Origin of the sequence: Mesonia oceanica (assembly GCF_902499555.1) — a bacterium.
Taxonomy (GTDB): Bacteria; Bacteroidota; Bacteroidia; order Flavobacteriales; family Flavobacteriaceae; genus Mesonia; species Mesonia oceanica.
Map to the genome: position 1 here is coordinate 18,310 of NZ_CABVMM010000013.1, position 17,154 is coordinate 35,463.

The 17,154-nt window shown below is 35.5% G+C and carries 17 protein-coding genes; 6 read left to right on the forward strand and 11 right to left on the reverse strand.

Annotated features, from left to right (window positions below; genetic code table 11):
• Positions 1 to 57: 57 nt before the first annotated feature.
• Entirely contained in the window at positions 58 to 1,902 is a 1,845-nt protein-coding gene (locus tag FVB9532_RS15265; protein WP_150546051.1) for a cytochrome-c peroxidase, read from the forward strand.
• A gap of 77 nt (positions 1,903 to 1,979) precedes the next feature.
• Here FVB9532_RS15265 and rpmA read toward each other — a convergent pair whose 3' ends face one another.
• The 3 genes from rpmA to FVB9532_RS15280 form a co-directional block, all read right to left on the reverse strand.
• A complete protein-coding gene (rpmA, locus tag FVB9532_RS15270) occupies positions 1,980 to 2,240 on the reverse strand; it encodes a 50S ribosomal protein L27 (protein ID WP_147862245.1) in 261 nt (86 codons plus the stop codon).
• A 29-nt stretch (positions 2,241 to 2,269) separates the two neighbouring features.
• Positions 2,270 to 2,767 carry a 50S ribosomal protein L21 gene (gene rplU, locus FVB9532_RS15275; protein WP_150546052.1) on the reverse strand — a complete coding sequence of 166 codons (498 nt, stop codon included), beginning with the start codon at positions 2,765 to 2,767 and terminating at the stop codon, positions 2,270 to 2,272.
• 93 nt (positions 2,768 to 2,860) lie between these two features.
• On the reverse strand, positions 2,861 to 3,355 hold the full coding sequence (locus tag FVB9532_RS15280; RefSeq protein ID WP_194716564.1) for a DUF4199 domain-containing protein: 495 nt from the start codon (positions 3,353 to 3,355) through the stop codon (positions 2,861 to 2,863).
• A 180-nt stretch (positions 3,356 to 3,535) separates the two neighbouring features.
• On the opposite strand from FVB9532_RS15280, the gene FVB9532_RS15285 reads away from it, so the two are divergent.
• Positions 3,536 to 4,861 (forward strand): M16 family metallopeptidase, encoded by a 1,326-nt coding sequence (locus FVB9532_RS15285; protein WP_394349672.1) that lies wholly within the window; start codon positions 3,536 to 3,538, stop codon positions 4,859 to 4,861.
• 21 nt (positions 4,862 to 4,882) lie between these two features.
• On the forward strand, positions 4,883 to 6,949 hold the full coding sequence (locus FVB9532_RS15290) for a M16 family metallopeptidase (RefSeq protein WP_150546054.1): 2,067 nt from the start codon (positions 4,883 to 4,885) through the stop codon (positions 6,947 to 6,949).
• Between the two features lie 15 nt (positions 6,950 to 6,964).
• Here FVB9532_RS15290 and FVB9532_RS15295 read toward each other — a convergent pair whose 3' ends face one another.
• The 5 genes from FVB9532_RS15295 to mutY are packed head-to-tail and all read right to left on the reverse strand — an operon-like array spanning position 6,965 to position 11,442.
• Complete coding sequence (locus FVB9532_RS15295; RefSeq protein WP_150546055.1) at positions 6,965 to 7,879, reverse strand: DMT family transporter; 915 nt, start codon at positions 7,877 to 7,879, stop codon at positions 6,965 to 6,967.
• 52 nt (positions 7,880 to 7,931) lie between these two features.
• Positions 7,932 to 8,510, reverse strand: a complete 579-nt coding sequence (gene gldD, locus FVB9532_RS15300; protein ID WP_150546056.1) for a gliding motility lipoprotein GldD — start codon at positions 8,508 to 8,510, stop codon at positions 7,932 to 7,934.
• Complete coding sequence (locus tag FVB9532_RS15305; RefSeq protein ID WP_150546057.1) at positions 8,482 to 9,834, reverse strand: gliding motility-associated protein GldE; 1,353 nt, start codon at positions 9,832 to 9,834, stop codon at positions 8,482 to 8,484. The genes gldD and FVB9532_RS15305 overlap by 29 nt, the downstream gene beginning before the upstream one ends.
• Positions 9,835 to 9,854: 20 nt before the next feature.
• The gene (locus FVB9532_RS15310) at positions 9,855 to 10,343 is read right to left on the reverse strand and encodes a single-stranded DNA-binding protein (protein ID WP_150546058.1); all 489 of its coding nucleotides are present in this window, start codon (positions 10,341 to 10,343) and stop codon (positions 9,855 to 9,857) included.
• A 34-nt stretch (positions 10,344 to 10,377) separates the two neighbouring features.
• Positions 10,378 to 11,442: an A/G-specific adenine glycosylase gene (gene mutY / locus FVB9532_RS15315; RefSeq protein WP_150546059.1), complete on the reverse strand. Its 1,065-nt coding sequence runs from the start codon at positions 11,440 to 11,442 to the stop codon at positions 10,378 to 10,380.
• A 140-nt stretch (positions 11,443 to 11,582) separates the two neighbouring features.
• Here mutY and FVB9532_RS15320 point away from each other — a divergent pair, with 140 nt between their 5' ends.
• The 3 genes from FVB9532_RS15320 (at position 11,583) to FVB9532_RS15330 (ending at position 14,274) form a co-directional block, all read left to right on the forward strand.
• A complete protein-coding gene (locus tag FVB9532_RS15320) occupies positions 11,583 to 11,873 on the forward strand; it encodes an HU family DNA-binding protein (protein ID WP_150316340.1) in 291 nt (96 codons plus the stop codon).
• 279 nt (positions 11,874 to 12,152) lie between these two features.
• Positions 12,153 to 13,691, forward strand: a complete 1,539-nt coding sequence (locus FVB9532_RS15325; RefSeq protein ID WP_150546060.1) for an Rne/Rng family ribonuclease — start codon at positions 12,153 to 12,155, stop codon at positions 13,689 to 13,691.
• 91 nt (positions 13,692 to 13,782) lie between these two features.
• The gene (locus FVB9532_RS15330; RefSeq protein WP_150546061.1) at positions 13,783 to 14,274 is read left to right on the forward strand and encodes a regulatory protein RecX; all 492 of its coding nucleotides are present in this window, start codon (positions 13,783 to 13,785) and stop codon (positions 14,272 to 14,274) included.
• Here FVB9532_RS15330 and FVB9532_RS15335 read toward each other — a convergent pair.
• The 3 genes from FVB9532_RS15335 to bioB are packed head-to-tail and all read right to left on the reverse strand — an operon-like array spanning position 14,271 to position 17,111.
• Positions 14,271 to 15,143, reverse strand: coding sequence for a cupin-like domain-containing protein (locus tag FVB9532_RS15335; protein WP_150546062.1), 873 nt, complete (start codon positions 15,141 to 15,143; stop codon positions 14,271 to 14,273). The genes FVB9532_RS15330 and FVB9532_RS15335 overlap by 4 nt on opposite strands.
• Positions 15,144 to 15,151: 8 nt before the next feature.
• The gene (locus FVB9532_RS15340; RefSeq protein WP_150546063.1) at positions 15,152 to 16,006 is read right to left on the reverse strand and encodes a cupin-like domain-containing protein; all 855 of its coding nucleotides are present in this window, start codon (positions 16,004 to 16,006) and stop codon (positions 15,152 to 15,154) included.
• Between the two features lie 16 nt (positions 16,007 to 16,022).
• A complete protein-coding gene (gene bioB, locus FVB9532_RS15345; protein WP_150546064.1) occupies positions 16,023 to 17,111 on the reverse strand; it encodes a biotin synthase BioB in 1,089 nt (362 codons plus the stop codon).
• Positions 17,112 to 17,154 lie beyond the last annotated feature (43 nt).

The window sequence follows — 17,154 nt, forward strand, 5'->3', positions numbered from 1 at the left end:
TTTATAAAACCTCCGTTTCCAACGGGGGTTTTTTCTATAAAAATAAATTTTTGAATAATGAAAATACCTTTAAAATTAGTGCTATTATCAGTCACGCTAGCACTAACATTACTTTATGCTTGTAAAAAAGAACACCAAAAAGAAGAAGAAGAAACTTCTACCTTAAAAGCCCGGGTAGATTGGACAGCAGCACAAGATTATTATTTAAAAAACATCCAAAAGACGTTAGCGTATTTAGACAGTTTAAATCAAATCTCTGTTAACTCTCCTAATGCTAAAAATTATTTCATTGAAGCCCGTAAGGCTTTTAAAGAAGCAGAGCCTTATGCATCTTACCTAAATCCTGAAGTTGGCCATCAAGCAAATGGCCCTGCACTACCTAGACTAACCGACGATACCCAGCGTGTGCTATTACCTATTGGACTTCAAAAAATCGAAGAATCTATTTATGAAGGAGGAGTCGCCGAAAATGATTATAAACGAGAGGTTGAATTAACACGAGGGCTAATGGGCGTATTACAAGATGCCATTGAAAAGAGAAAACTCAATGCACAACGCTTTTTTATAGCTACCCACCAGCAATTAATGCGCATCGTAAGTTTTGGAATTACCGGCTTTGACACACCTATAAGTGAGCTAGGCCTTGAAGAAACAAAAGCCTCCTTAAAAAATTTGCTTAACGTTTATAAGTTAAGCCTTCAAAATATCATTATTTCTAAAGATAGTAGTCTCGATAAAAAATTTCAAAAAGAAGTAAACGAGGCTATAAATTTTATAGGAGAAAACCCAGATTTTGAAACCTTTGACCGTTACACCTTTTTAAGGGACTATTTTAATCCCGTAATGCGTAGTTGGGTTAAAATAAGAAAAACTTCCGATATTTGGGAGCCTGTAAACAATAAGCCGTTCAATTTTGATGCACCTACTTTTTTTGAAGATAATTCTTTTAACATAGATTATTTCCGTCAAGTAGTAAACAACAACCCATCTAAAGAAAAAATAGCCTTGGGCAAGCGCTTATTTTTTGATGAAAATATATCGAACTCAGCAAACATGTCTTGCGCCACCTGCCATATTCCCGGAAAAGGCTATGCAGACGGTTTAGTTGCAAACCTTAGCAACACCGGAAATCCATTAAAAAGAAACTCCCCTACATTGATTAATTCTGCTTTTCAAAAAGGATTCTTTTGGGATGGCAGAGCAGAAAGTCTGTTGGCACAAATTTCCGGAGTATTTACCAACAAAGAAGAGTTTAATACCTCAGTTCATGAATTCTCCGGTGATATTACCAAAGATTCTAGTTATGTAGAAGCATTTGAAAAAGCTTTTGGCTCAAAAGCTAAATGGACAAACGCCGAAACCATTAAGGCACTATCGGCATACATTTCTACCTTAAATGGCTTTAGCTCTAAATTTGATAAAAATATGAGAGGACAAGAAAACACCTTTACCCCACAAGAGAAATTAGGTATGAATTTATTTATGGGGAAAGCTTTATGTGCTACTTGTCACTTTATGCCCCTTACCAACGGTACGGTTCCTCCTTTTTTCTCTGAAACTGAAAAAGAAGTTATTGGAGTACCAAAAACCGCTGCAAACAAAAAGTTAGATGATGATACCGGCTTTTATTTTATGTATGAGGAGCCTATTCAAAAAGGAATGTTTAAAACCCCTACCGTACGTAATGTGGCTATTACCGCACCCTACATGCATAATGGTGTCTATGAGAACTTAGAGCAAGTTGTTGATTTTTACAACCAAGGTGGTGGTGCCGGACTAGGTTTTGACCTGCCCCACCAAACGTTACCTTTTGACAATTTGAAACTCACAAAAGAAGAAGAACAAGCATTGGTCGCTTTTATGAAAACACTTACCGATGTGCCCGAAGAGAAATCATATTAAAATAATTATTTTAAAATAAAAAAGGTTGCAACAATGTTGCAACCTTTTTTTATTTCGAATCAACTAGACTCTATATCTTAAGCCTCAAAAGGCTCAATAGATACGTAAGATTTGTTGTTCTTTTTCTTAGTGAATTTTACGATACCATCTACTTTGGCATGTAATGTATGATCTTTTCCTGCATACACATTCTCTCCTGGATTATGCGCAGTTCCTCTTTGTCTTACGATGATATTTCCTGCAACAGCAGCTTGACCGCCAAAAATCTTAACACCTAATCGTTTCGATTCTGACTCTCTACCGTTCTTAGAACTACCAACTCCTTTTTTGTGTGCCATCTTGTTTTAAGTTTTTGAGTAGATTAATATTATTTACTTAATGCTTCAACTAATTCAGCTTTCTTCATAGAAGAGTATCCTTCTAATCCTCTATCTTTAGCCATTTCTTTTAGTTCAGCTACGGTGTGCTTGCTTAAATCGTCGCTATTAGACTCTTTTTTCGCTTCCGTTTTTGGAGCTTCTTCTTTTTTTGATGAATCAGCTTTTTTACCTCCTTTTAAAGAAATATCGTTAATTACGATTTCTGTTAAATATTGGCGGTGACCGTTTTTCTTACGGTAACCTTTACGTCTTTTCTTTTTGAAAACAATTACCTTGTCTCCTTTAAGGTGACGATTAATTTTTGCTCCTACTAGAGCTCCTTCTATAACCGGGGCGCCTAAAGTAACATTGCCACCGTCTTCTGCAAGAAGTACTTTATCAAAAGAAATACTATCTCCTTCTTCTCCTGCTAAACGGTTAACAAAGACTTTTTGGTCTTTCGCAACTTTAAATTGCTGCCCTGCTATCTCTACAATTGCGTACATGGCGTAACGTTTATTAAAAATTAGTTATTTTAAAAATGAGTGCAAATATACTGCTAAATAATTAAAAAACAAACGCCTGTAAATTTATTTAAATTACTTTTCTTTAGTATTACCAACAGTATATGTTTTTCCCGGTGTAGTGTTCCAGCTATCTTTCATAATCTGCATAAGCGCTAAACTTAAAACCACGGTACTAGCAAGTCCCATTAAAAACACAATAAAACTTATCGTACCTACACCAACATCATAACCAGCATCCCACTTCACAGTCATTTTTGGAATAAAATCAGGTTCTATATTACTTACATAAATCGCAAAGAACACAGAAAATATAATAGTAGCTATAAATCCTGTTACTAGTCCAACACGAAATCCTTGTTGATACGTAAAGGTTTTTAGGTTATCTTTTTGATGATCGGTTTTGTAAACCCTAATCGCACTATAAATCCCTATTCCCATAAAAACCATATTTGCCATACTTAAAAATGGCTTCATATGTAAATCAAAAATAGAAAGTATAAAAAAATAGACAATTAAAAGTATCCCAATCCCTACTCCATATTTAACCGATACTGCTTGATTTTTCATAATAAAAGTTTTTTCATTGATAAATTTCACAAAAAAACCAGTAAATCTATTGTAAGAGGTTGTTAATTTTATAAATAGATAGCCATTCAGAGGAAAATCTGCGAATAATTCATACATACCTGTAACAAATCCTTATTTTTGATGTCAAACACTTAGGAACAAATCAAAATCTAATTAAACATGATGAGAAGAATTAGCTTAGCAGCTTTTACTCTTATATCTGCATTTGCAGGCTTTGCTCAACAAGTAGAGTTTGAAGAGTATAAACTAGACAATGGCTTAGATGTAATTTTACATCAGGATAACAGTGCCCCAGTAGTTACCGTTGGAGTAATGTATCACGTGGGAGCAAAAGATGAAGAAGAAGGAAGAACAGGGTTTGCCCATTTCTTTGAGCATTTATTATTTGAAGGAACTGAAAATATCGATCGTGGGGAATGGTTCAACATTGTTGCAGCCAACGGAGGAAGCAATAATGCCAACACTACCCAAGACCGTACTTATTACTATGAAACTTTCCCTTCTAACAATCTTAAATTAGGGTTATGGATGGAATCTGAAAGAATGTTACATCCAGTAATCAATCAAATTGGGGTAGATACTCAAAATGAAGTAGTGAAAGAAGAAAAAAGAACCCGTGTAGATAATGCTCCTTACGGAAAAATCATCTACGGAACAGGAATCAATCACTACATGTTCGATAAGCATCCTTACAAAAACACCACCATAGGAACTATGGAAGATTTGGATGCCGCTAAATTAGAAGAATTTAAAGCGTTTTTCGATAAATATTATGGCCCTAATAATGCAACCTTAGTAGTAGCCGGTGATATTGATAAAAAACAAACCAAAGAATGGATTAACGATTACTTTGCTTCCATTCCAAAAGGTCCAAAAGTGGAACGCGTAGATATTCAAGAAGAGCCTATTAAAGAGACTATCGTCGCTAAAGAATTTGACGATAATATTCAGATTCCTGCTAAAATCTTTGTTTACAGAACTCCACCAATGACTTCCCGAGACGCCTATGTACTCGATATGATTTCTTCCATCTTAACTGGCGGAAAAAGCTCTCGTATGTACAAAAAAATGGTAGATGAAAACAAAGAAGCACTTCAGGTACTTGCTTTCCCGAGATCCCAAGAAGACTATGGTATGTACACCATTGGCGCATTAGCGATGGGAGACACACCACTAGAACAATTAGGAGAATCTATGGATGAAGAAATTCAAAAGTTGAAAACAGAATTAATTTCTGAAAAAGAATACCAAAAACTTCAAAATGAGTTTGAAAACAATTTCGTTAATGCCAATAGTAGCGTTCAAGGGATTGCAGCTTCTTTAGCAACTTATCACACTCTTTATGGAGATACAGATCTAATTAATGAAGAAATTGAAATCTATAGAGATATCACCAGAGAAGACATTAAAGAAGTAGCGAACAAGTATCTTAATAAAAATCAACGTTTAGATTTAGATTATTTACCAACACCAGAAGCTGAATAACAATTGCAAAAAGTTAAACAAATGAAAATTAAAATAGTATCACTTTTTATTTTGTGCTTAACAGTTTTGGGAGCACAAGCACAAATAGACCGATCTAAACAACCTCAACCTGGGCCGGCCCCTAAAATTAATTTAGAGAAACCGAGAACCTTCACCCTAAAAAATGGCTTGACGGTAATGGTCGTGGAAAACCACAAGCTTCCCCGCGTAAGAGCAAGCTTAATTATAGATAACAAACCCCACTCAGAAGGCAACAAAGTAGGTGTTAAGTCACTTTACAGCGCAATGATGGGGAATGGAACCAAGTCTATGAGCAAAGACGAGTATAACGAAAAAATAGATTTTTATGGTGCAAATGTAGGTTTTGGAACCGAGAGCGCCTACGCAAGCTCACTTTCAAAATTCTTTCCGGAGATTTTTCAATTAATGGCAGATGGACTTTTAAATCCTTTATTCACGGAAGAAGAATTTCAAAATCAAAAAGACAGAGTCATTGAAGGTATTAAAGCTGAAGAAAAAAGTGCTAGCAGTATAGCAAGTAACGTTAGCGGACTTTTAGCCTTCGGAAAAAACCATCCTTATGGCGAGTTTGAAACAAAAGCTTCTGTAGAAGACGTTACCCTAGCCAATGTAAAATCGTACTACAATAATTTCATTTCGCCCAAAAATGCTTATTTAGTAGTTGTAGGAGATGTAGATGACACTGAGGTAAAAAAATTGGCTAAAAAATATTTAGGAGATTGGTCAGAAAGCACTCCTCCGGTAGGAGCCCTTCCAAGCCTTCCTAAAGTTCAATACACGCAAGTAGATTTTATTGATGTACCCAATGCTGTTCAAAGTGAATTAAGAGTGCAAAACACCATCGATTTACAAATGGCAGATGAAGATTACTTTCCGGTGTTAGTAGCTAACCAAATTCTAGGAGGAAGCTTCGGAAGTTATTTAAACATGAACCTTCGTGAAGAACACGGTTTCACTTACGGAGCCCGTTCTTATACGGGAGCAGATAAATACGCAAGTAGATTTCAAGCAATGGCAAGTGTTAGAAATGCCGTTACCGATAGTGCTATTGTAGAAACTTTAAAAGAAATTAATAGAATTAAAACTGAAAAAGTTTCTTACAAAGACTTAAGCAACGCTAAAAACAAATTTGCCGGAGATTTTGTACTAGACCTAGAAGACCCTTCTACTATTGCAGATTACGCTTTAAAAATTGAAACCAACGATCTTCCTAAAGATTTCTACGAAACTTTCTTAAAGAAAATCAATGCAGTAACCGCAGAAGATGTGATGCGCGTAGCCAACAAATACTACAAAACCGATGAAATGCAAATTGTAGTAGCAGGGAAAGGAAGTGAAGTAGCCGATAAGTTAGAAAAGTTAACTTATAATGGTAAAACAATTCCGGTAATTTATTATGACAAAGAAGGAAACCGTATAGAAAAACCGGTTTACAACAAAGCGGTGCCTGAAGGAATGACCGTAAAAGATGTATACGATGCTTATTTAAAAGCTATTGGAGGAAGAAGTGCTGCTGAAGGTATTAATTCTGTAGCTATGTCTGGTACTGCTTCTTTTCAAGGTATGAATTTAAATTTCATCACCAAACAAACCAAAGAAGGTAAATCCTTACAAACAGTTACGATGAATGGCATGACCCTTAGCAAAACTGTTTTTAATGGAGAAGCCGGTTATACCGAAGCTCAAGGTCAAAAAATGGATTTTACTGAAGAGCAAATTCAAGACGCTAAAAACAATGGCGGTGTCTTTCCTGAATTAAGTGTTTCTGAAAATGCAGAACTAACGGGTATCGAAGCCGTGAATGGCGAAGATGCTTATGTGGTAAAAACCTCCGACAAAACCAAAGAGTATTACCTTACAGAAAGCGGTTTAAAAGTTCAGAGCGTAACTACTCAATCACAAGGCGGACAAACCGTAACCAATACTACAGGTTATGAGAATTACAAAGCAACAGAAGGAGTAAAATTCCCTCACACGATGAACGTGAGCTTTGGACCACAAGAAATTGAAATTTCAATCACAGAAATTAAAATAAACGATGGCGTAAGCGAAGCTGATTTCCAATAATCATCTTCACTACTATTATTCTAAAGCCGATTCTTTTGGGATCGGCTTTTTTATTTTCCTTTTTCTATTGGACATATAAACCCCAAATAAAATAATGAATGCCGAAAGAAGTTGAAGAAATTCAAATTTCTCTCCGTCTAAAATCCCCCAGCTTAAAGCCACCACAGGAATCAAATACGTAACCGAGGTAGAAAAAACAGGTGTAGAAATTTGCACCAATCGGTTAAAAAGAATCTTCGCAATTCCTGTTCCTACCACCGATAAAATGGCGATATAACCAATAGAAGTTTGAGCAGCAGAGTTGCTTAATAATTCTGGACTAAAAAAGTCTGCCATTATTAATATAATTGTTGCCGGCAACATTAAAATAGTAAAGCAACCTACGGTAATACTAAGGGCAGGAATTTCTTGTAAATATCGCTTGATAATATGTACGTTAATCGCATACATACTCGTCGCTAATAATGGCAAAAAGGAATACAACAAGTGCTGTTGATTGTCAAGTTGAATTCCACTTCCTATTAAACACACAGAACCTAACAAACCAATCAAAACTCCTATAATTTGATTTTTAGTTGATTGTATTTTGAAGAGTAAAAAGCCAAAGACAATAGAAAGAATGGGTACGGTAGAATTTAAAATAGAAACAATAGCGCTATCTACTTTCAATTCAGCAAAGGCAAAGATAAATGCAGGAAAAAATGTACCTAGAAAAGCAGAAACGGCAATCCATTTCCATTGATGTTTTTTTATTTTTTTCAAGCTTTTAAAGCCTATCAACAATAAGAAAATACCTGCCAAAAAAGTTCTCAAAGCTCCCAATTGAATAGGACTTAATCCTACCAATCCTTTTTTAATAAGAATAAAAGAACTTCCCCAAACCAACGAAAGCCCTACAAGGTAAATCCATTTTAACTGCTGCTGATTCATAGCCAAAACTTTTTGCAAAAGTCTTACTATTTATTCAAATGAACTAAGATTTCTAGTCTTGAATTTTCGCCCATTGTAACGACTCCATAATACGGCGGATATCTTTCTCTAAATAGGCCGCTGCCGGAACAATGCTGTCAAAATTGGGTTGGGTTTTAAAGTAAATAGAACCGGTTAAAAAATGACGAACACTATCGGTTAAGTAGAATTGCGCCTGCGAAGCTGCATCACCTTTCACTTCATAAAAAGTTCCGTATGTACGATGCTTATCATTGATATACGTATCTCCTTCAATTTCATCTGCTTTAATAGTATGTTGCAATGGAAGTCGCTGTGCATCAACAAGCAACTTTTGAAGGTTATCGGTGACCGGCTTGTAGGTAATAAAAATAGTTCCTCTTAGCTCTGGATATTCAATATCCAACCAACAGGGATTGTTGGTTTTAGAAGCCTTTATATCGGCATTCTTATTAATCTGAAAGGAATACGGACAAGGTATTTGTGCTTTCTTATAACTCGCTTCCGGATAGTTTAAAGCTAAAAAACCTTTAGGTTTAGGCTGATAGCTTTTCTCACAAGAAGCAAAAATTAAAAATAAAGCACTAATTATTATTGCCTGCGTTAGCTTCATTACCAATATTCAGTTTTACTTGTTTAATTCGTTTATTATCGATTGCCTCTACAGTAAACGTATAATTCTCAAAAATTATTTTCTGGTTTTTCTTCGGAAACTCACCGGAGATTTCTAATAAGAACCCGGCCAAGGTTTCTGCCTCACCTTTCTTTTCTTCAAAATATACGGGATCTTCCAGCTTAATAACTTTATAAAAATCTTTTAAGGCCGTTTTTCCTTCAAAAACATAATTATGCTCATCTAACTTAGAAAAAATCAAATCTTCATCGTCAAACTCATCACTAATGTCGCCTACAATCTCTTCAATAATATCTTCCAAAGAAATAAGACCGCTGGTACCTCCATATTCATCTACCACAATTGCCAAATGGTTTTTCTTGTCTTTAAAATCATTCAGTAAATCATCTAATTTTTTATTTTCAGGAACAAAATAAGCATCCCGAATCAAACTCTGCCAGTTGAAATTTTTAGTATCCAGGTAAGGGAGCAAATCTTTGATGTAAAGAATTCCTTTTACGTTATCTATATTTTCTTCGTATACCGGAATCCTAGAATAACCGTGCTCCATTACTTCGGCAATGACTTCCTTAAAATCTTGTTCCATTTTTAAGGCAAAAACATCAATACGAGGCTTCATCGCTTGCTTCACCTCTGTATTTCCAAAAGAAACAATTCCCTTTAATATTTTTTGTTCTTCTTTGGTGGTGTCTTCTTCAGAAGTAAGTTCTAAAGCTTGAGAAAGTTGGTCTACACTCAATGCCGATTTTTGTTTCCCCAAACGCTTATGAATTAATAAAGTTACTTGCCTCATGGGGATGCTAAATACACTTAATAACTTATCGAGAACTGAAAGCGGATAAGCCATAAAATGAGAAAAAATAACTTTGTTTCTACTGGCATAAATCTTAGGCAAGATCTCGCCAAATAGCAAGATTAGAAAAGTAACGACAATTACTTTTAAGAAAAAAACCAAATCTAGTTGAAAGTAATACAGGTTGATGGAAGAATTTACGTTCTTAAACCAACTATTACTTAGCGACTCAAACAAAAGTACGACCGCTATATTTACAAAATTATTGGCCACCAAAATGGTAGCTAATAGTTTTTTAGGTCGGTCTAAAAGCCGAATTAAAATTTGTTGTTTTGAGGAAACATTTCCGTCTTTTACATCAAAATCTGCAGGAGTAAGCGAAAACAAAGCTACTTCTGAACCGGAAATCAAAGCCGAACAGACTAACAATAAAACAAGGACAATTATCCCAAAAAAATGGGAGAAATCTACCGCTAGAAATAAAAATAAACTGGAAGGGTCAGGGTCCAAATTTTTGTGTTTAATTCAACTTAAAATGGTAAATCGTCTTCCTCGTCATCCTCCATCTGTGGCGGATTTACAGCTCCAGCGTTTGATGGTTGCTGTGAAGGTTGTTGATATTGTTCTGGATTGCCACCATTAGATTGTTGTTGCATTCCACTACCACTACCACTCTGTTCTTTAGGCGTTAAAAAGGTAAATTCTGAGCATTGCACTTCAGTAGAGTAACGCTCCGTCCCTTTGTCATCGGTCCACTTTCTGGTTTTTATTCTACCTTCAATGTAAACCTTATCGCCTTTATTTAAGTATTTTTCGCAGACCTCAGCGGCCTTATTTCTCACTACGATATTATGCCACTCGGTATTGCTCACGCGTTCTCCGGTAGTTCTGTTCACATAATCTTCGTTGGTTGCCAAGGGAAAACGCCCAATACAACCACCACCTTCAAAATAGTGCATTTTCACATCGTCACCGGTGTGCCCAATTAACATAACCTTATTTAATGTACCTGATGCCATTTCTTTGCTTTTAAGTAAATGTAAGGAAAAAGTCTTATTTGTTAAAATAGAACTGCTCTATAAATTTTTCTATTAAAACGGGAACCGGATAAAGTCGGATATTTTCTTGCTGAATCACTTCAAACTCTTTTGTTTTAAAAGCAGAAGAAATTTCAGGCAAATCCATTACCCAGAACTTAACCATTAATTTACGGTGCGAAAGTACATGTTTTATAGGTTTTTTATTGAATAAATTTACTTTTTCGGCAGGAACACTTAGTAATTGCAGAAAGTTTTCCTCTTTCAGGAATTGTGTTTTACTTACTTCCTTTTCAGTTTCTATAAGTGGAAACTGATAGAGGTTTTTCCAAATCCCATTTCCTCTACGTTGCTGAATCACTGTTTTCCCTTCAGAAACCACTACTAAATAATTGAAATGTTTAGTTTTCACTTTGGTCTTTTTGAGTTTTATGGGCAATTCTTCAATTTTTCCTTGTTGAAATGCTACACATTCCGCTTGAAAAGGACACGTGATACAATACGGATTTTTGGGTTTACAATGCAATGCTCCAAATTCCATAATGGCCTGATTGTAAACACTTGCATTCTCTTTATCAAGTTTTTCTTCTGCTAAATTTTTAAATTCTTTTATCCCTTCAGTAGAATTAATAGGTGTATCTACGCCAAAAACCCGGGACAACACGCGATAAACATTCCCGTCAACCACGGCCACCGGTTCGTTAAAACAAATGGAAGCTATAGCACTAGCGGTATAATCGCCCACTCCTTTTAGCTTTTTTAACTCCTTATAAGTATGAGGGAACTTACCATTTAATTCATTTGCTACATATTTTGCGGTAAAATGGAGATTTCTTGCTCGGGAATAATAACCTAAGCCTTGCCAAAGTTTAAGTACTTTTTCTTCACTAGCTTCAGCTAAGTCAAAAACGCTCGGAAATTCTTCCACAAAACGCAAATAATAGGGCAATCCTTGGGCAACTCGTGTTTGTTGAAGCATAATTTCACTCAACCAAATATGATAAGGCTGTTTTGTTTTTCTCCAAGGCAAATCACGCTGGTTAGATAAGTACCAATCAATCAGCAAATTATAAAATTTCATTCTTCTATTTGTTAAAATGCAATAATAAAAACTTTATTTGGTTACTATTTAAACAATTAGGCTTGATTAATTGAATATTAAATTCTTATATTTGCGCCCTTGAAATTTGTAACCCTATTTATAACAAAAATAACTGTAAGATGACGAAAGCAGATCTCGTAGCGAATATTTCAGAAAAACTTGGAATGGAAAAAGGTGATGTACAAGCTACTATTGAGACCTTTATGCAAGAAGTAAAAGATTCTTTAGAAAGCGGAGATAATGTATATCTAAGAGGCTTCGGAAGCTTTATCATTAAAACAAGAGCAGAGAAAACCGGTAGAAATATTTCTAAGAATACAACTATCAAAATTCCCGCACACAATATTCCTGCATTTAAGCCTGCTAAGGTTTTTGTAGAAGGAGTAAAATCTAACGTAGAAGTTAAATAAAACTAATTATTAATTTAAAACACACTATTTATGCCAAGTGGTAAAAAGAGAAAAAGACATAAGGTAGCCACGCACAAGCGTAAAAAAAGAAGAAGAGCTAACCGTCACAAGAAAAAGTAGTTTTCTAACTACTTTTTTTGTTTAGAAAAGTTCATTGACATAAGAAGTGTTCATGGAAAAAGGACACTTCTTTCAGGATTAAAAACCTGTGATAATTTTTGTTTAATCCATCTATACTTGCCTATGTGGGTATGGATAAAAATCTAATACGCATGAAAGATGAATAAGGAATTAATTATTAGATCCAATTCTTCTGCTATTGATTTTGCCTTACTAAAAGATGGAAAACTTATAGAATTACACAAAGAAGATGATAACAACAATTTCTCTGTTGGCGATATTTATTTAGCCAAAATCAGAAAAGCTGTTCCCGGTCTTAACGCAGCCTTCGTTAATGTAGGTTACGAAAAAGATGGTTTTTTACACTATCATGACTTAGGACCACAAATATCTTCTTTGCTGAAATTCATAAAACGTGTAAGCACAGGTAAACTAAAAGATTTTTCTTTAAAGAATTATCGATTTGAAGATGATATTGATAAAAACGGAAGTATTACTGATGTTTTAAAATCAAATCAATCGATTTTGGTACAAATCGTAAAAGAACCTATTTCTACCAAAGGCCCAAGAATTAGCAGTGAACTTTCGCTTGCCGGAAGATACATCGTGCTAGTTCCTTTTTCTAACAGAATTTCTGTATCACAGAAGATTGAAGATAAAGAAGAAAAAGACAGGCTTAAAAGACTTGTAAAAAGTATAAGGCCAAAAGGCTTTGGAGTAATAGTACGTACCGTTGCAGAAGGCAAAAAAGTAGCAGACCTGGACAAAGACGTTCAAAATTTAATGAACCGTTGGACAGGAATGTGCAAAAAACTGTATAAAGCCAGCACACCATCTAAAGTTCTAGGTGAACTTAACCGGGCAAATTCCCTGTTAAGAGATATGTTTAACGACACCTTCACCTCAATTTGTACAGATGAAGAAGCGCTTTATACGCAAATTAAAGATTATGTTGGCGAGATTTCTCCCGACAAAGAGTCGATTGTAAAATTGTATCAATCTAATGTCCCAATCTTTGAAAAATATGGTATCGAACGGCAAATAAAAACCACCTTCGGAAAAACTGTTTCTATGAGTAGAGGCGCTTATCTGGTGATTGAACACACCGAAGCTATGCACGTCATAGATGTAAATAGCGGTAACCGAAGCAATAAAGCAAAGAACCAAGAAGACACTGCTTTAGAAGTGAACCTAATAAGTGCTACTGAAGTGGCCCGACAATTACGTTTACGTGATATGGGTGGGATCATCGTTGTAGACTTTATAGATATGAATAGAGCAGAGAACCGTAAACAGCTCTACAATCATTTACGAGATGAAATGAGTGACGATAGAGCAAAGCACAAAATTTTACCTCCTACAAAGTTTGGACTGATACAGATTACTAGACAACGCGTAAGACCGGAAATGAACATCAAAACCCGCGAAAAAAATCCTAACGGAGAAGGGGAAATAGAAGCCCCTATCGTGACCATTGATAAGATTAATGCCGACTTACAGAAAATTATTAAAAAAGGTCATAAAAAGGTTACCTTAACGGCACATCCTTTTGTGGCAGCCTACTTAACAAGAGGCATTCCATCGCCCAGAAGCAAATGGTTTTTTGACCACAAGCGATGGGTAAAAATTTTACCAAGAGACGCTTACACGTATTTAGAATATCATTTTCACGACAATAGTGGTGAATTGATAGAATAAAATTTTCCAAACGCCTTTCAATTTAAATTGAAAGGCGTTTTTTATTTATACCCATTTATTCTCTACATATTCTGTTTATTTTTGCTGAAAGATGAATAGATATAATTATACCACCTATACGCTACAAGAAGCTACTGCCAAAATGATGAAATTTTGCGCGTACCAAGAGCGCTGTCATCAAGAAGTTGAAAAAAAACTCATTGAAATGCGGATGATACCTGAAGCACGTCAAGAAATTACCTACCGACTTATTCAAGATAATTTTTTAAACGAAGAGCGCTTTGCCAAAAGTTTTGCCCGGGGAAAGTTCACCCAAAAAAAATGGGGAAAAGTAAGGATCCTAAGAGAATTGAAACTTCGGAATATTTCTAGGTTCAATATTGATAGTGCTTTAAAAGAAATTTCCACACCTTCTTATTTAGAGACTTTTGAAGAACTTTCTGTTAAAAAATGGAATACCACAAAAGAACCTAATCTCCTTAAAAAGAAAAAGAAAGTAGCCGATTATTTGTTTTACCGTGGCTGGGAAAGCGAACTAGTTTTTGAAAAAATACAAGAATTGGCAAAAACAGACAACACTTAACCAGCTTTTTGATGCGTTCTTTTAACCGCTTGTTTATTTTTATAATCTATCCAAGCTTGTCCTTTCCACTTTCTCATTAACACATCAAAATGGCGCATAATTGCTAGGTTGTAAAACGCTTTAGCAAGGTTTCTAGGTTTTCTAGGGATTGCCCTTAAACTCATGGAAAACCCTGGGGTTAAATAGCGCATGTAGTGCCAATAGCCTTCCGGCATATACAAAATATCACCATGATTCAAATTAGCCACATATCCCTTTGCTTTCTGTAAAGCAGGCCATTTATTAAAATCAGGATTAGAAAAATCTATATCTTCCCTCGTAATTAACGAGTGTGGAACTTTATATAAATAATTATTTTGCTGCTGATCAAAAAGGATACATTGCTTCTTTCCTTCAAAATGAAAATGGAAAATATTGGCTAAATCTATATCGTAATGCATAAAAGTATAGGAATCTTTCCCTCCAAAAAAAAGCATAGGAAGTTTTTTTAAAAGCCTTATCCCAAAGTCGGGGAATTCAAAATCGTTTTGAAGCTCCGGGACTTCTTTTAAAATGTTCCAAAGAAAAATCCTGTATTTGGTAGGCTGAGATTTTAATAAATCTATATAATCACGCATTTTCATTTCTGCGTGAGCTTGATTAAAACCTTCTTCATGCCTTACCGGACGATTATCGTATAAGGGTACAATTTTATCTCCGGCAACTTGTTTTATGTAATCTAAAGACCACTTCTGATAAGCCGGCCAATTGTTAATGTAGTTTTCAATTATTACCGGCTTTTGAGGTTGAAAGTAATTTTTTAGAAAGTTTTCTTTAGTGATATTTTTTACTCGATCTACTTCTTTCAGGTTTAACCCCTCTCGCTTCATAAACTATCTTAAATATTTTTATTGGTATTTTCTATCGTAATTCTGTTTTTGTAATCTATCCACTTCTGCCCTCTTAACTTACGCATCAAATTATCGTAATTCATCATAAAAACGACGTTCTTGATCAGCTTTAATCTCTTTTTCAGAGAAGTGGGAAATGCACGCAGGGTCATAGATATACTTGGCGTTAGATAACGCATATAATGCCAATATGCACTTGGTATAAATAAAGTTTCTCCCGGCTGTAAGATCACCCGATAACCTTCAGCGTATTGTAAGGCAGGGTATTTTTTATAATCAGGTCGATCAAATTCGATTTCTTCCATCGAAACAATGGAGTATGGAACGTGATAAAGATATTTTCGCTGATCAAAAGGAAACAAGATAATATCTTTTTTTCCGTGGAAATTAAAATGCACATTATTGGCTAAATCTATATCATAATGTAGAAGTACCCTGGACCCTTCTCCTCCAAAAAACAGTACCGGTAATTTTTTAAAAAACTTTAATCCAATAGCCGGATAAGTAAAGTCTTTTAATAGTTGTGGACATTTTTGAAGAATGTTGAAAAAGAAAATACGGAGATCGGTAGGACCAGATTTCAGTATTTCTACATAATCCTTCATTTTCATTTTCGCAGCCGGTTTTCTTGAGTATTCTTTTCCTTTCGCAGGTTCACTATTATATAATGGAACTTCTACTTCTCCCGCCTCTTTTGCAAAATAATCCAATGACCATTTCTGATAAGCCGGCCAGTCATGCGATAAATTCTTAACAACTACCGGCTTATTTGTCTTGACATAATTATTTATAAAATCTTTGGCACTAATCTCATCTACCCGATCTATCTCCTGCAATTTCATCTGCCAACGATTAAAATTAAGCTTTTACTTTCTTCCCTTGGGCTTCTAAGTTGCGTTCTATTTTATGCCCAGGCCTAGACCATTTAGGTTTTTCTCCTAAAGCTTCTACTTGAGATGCTTCTTTCTCCACAGATTTGCGTTGCGCATGCTTCTCGAAAGGTTTTTGAACATTCAACCCAAGATCTTGAAACATTAGCATGTCTTCACTTACATCTGGGTTTGGCGTAGTAAGTAATTTATCTCCGGCAAAAATAGAGTTTGCTCCTGCAAAGAAACACATCGCTTGCCCCTCTCTACTCATATTGGTTCTTCCGGCAGAAAGTCTTACCTGTGTTTCTGGCATGACGATACGGGTAGTAGCCACCATTCTTACCATATCCCAAATAGGGACAGGCTCTTGTTCTTCCATCGGAGTTCCTTCCACAGGAACCAATGCGTTAATAGGTACCGATTCCGGTTGCGGATTTAATCTTGCCAAAGCTACCAACATTCCCGCCCGGTCTTCTTTACTTTCACCCATTCCAATAATTCCTCCACTACAAACCGTCACATTGGTTTTTCTTACATTGCCCAAGGTTTCTAAACGATCTTCATAACCCCGTGTTGAAATTACTTCCTTATAGTATTCTTCTGATGTATCTAAGTTATGATTGTAAGCATATAATCCTGCTTCTTCTAAACGCTTGGCTTGATTTTCCGTAAGCATTCCCAACGTACAACAAACTTCCATATCCAGTTTATTAATGGTTCTCACCATTTCTAGTACGTTATCAAACTCAGGTCCGTCTTTTACATTTCTCCAAGCCGCCCCCATACAAACACGTGAACTTCCGGAAGATTTTGCCCGTAATGCTTGAGCTTTTACCTGATTTACACTCATTAATCCATTACCTTCAATATCGGTATGGTAACGAGCAGCTTGCGGACAATAACCACAATCCTCAGGGCAACCACCTGTTTTTATTGACAACAAGGTAGAAACTTGAACGGTATTGGGATCGTGATGTTTTCTATGAACTGTAGCTGCTTCATAAAGCAACTCCATGAAAGGTTTATTATAAATCGCTAAGATTTCTTCTTTTGTCCAATGATGTTTTATAGCCATAAAATCTAAATTGATAAATCAAAAATACTAAAACAGGTCTTGA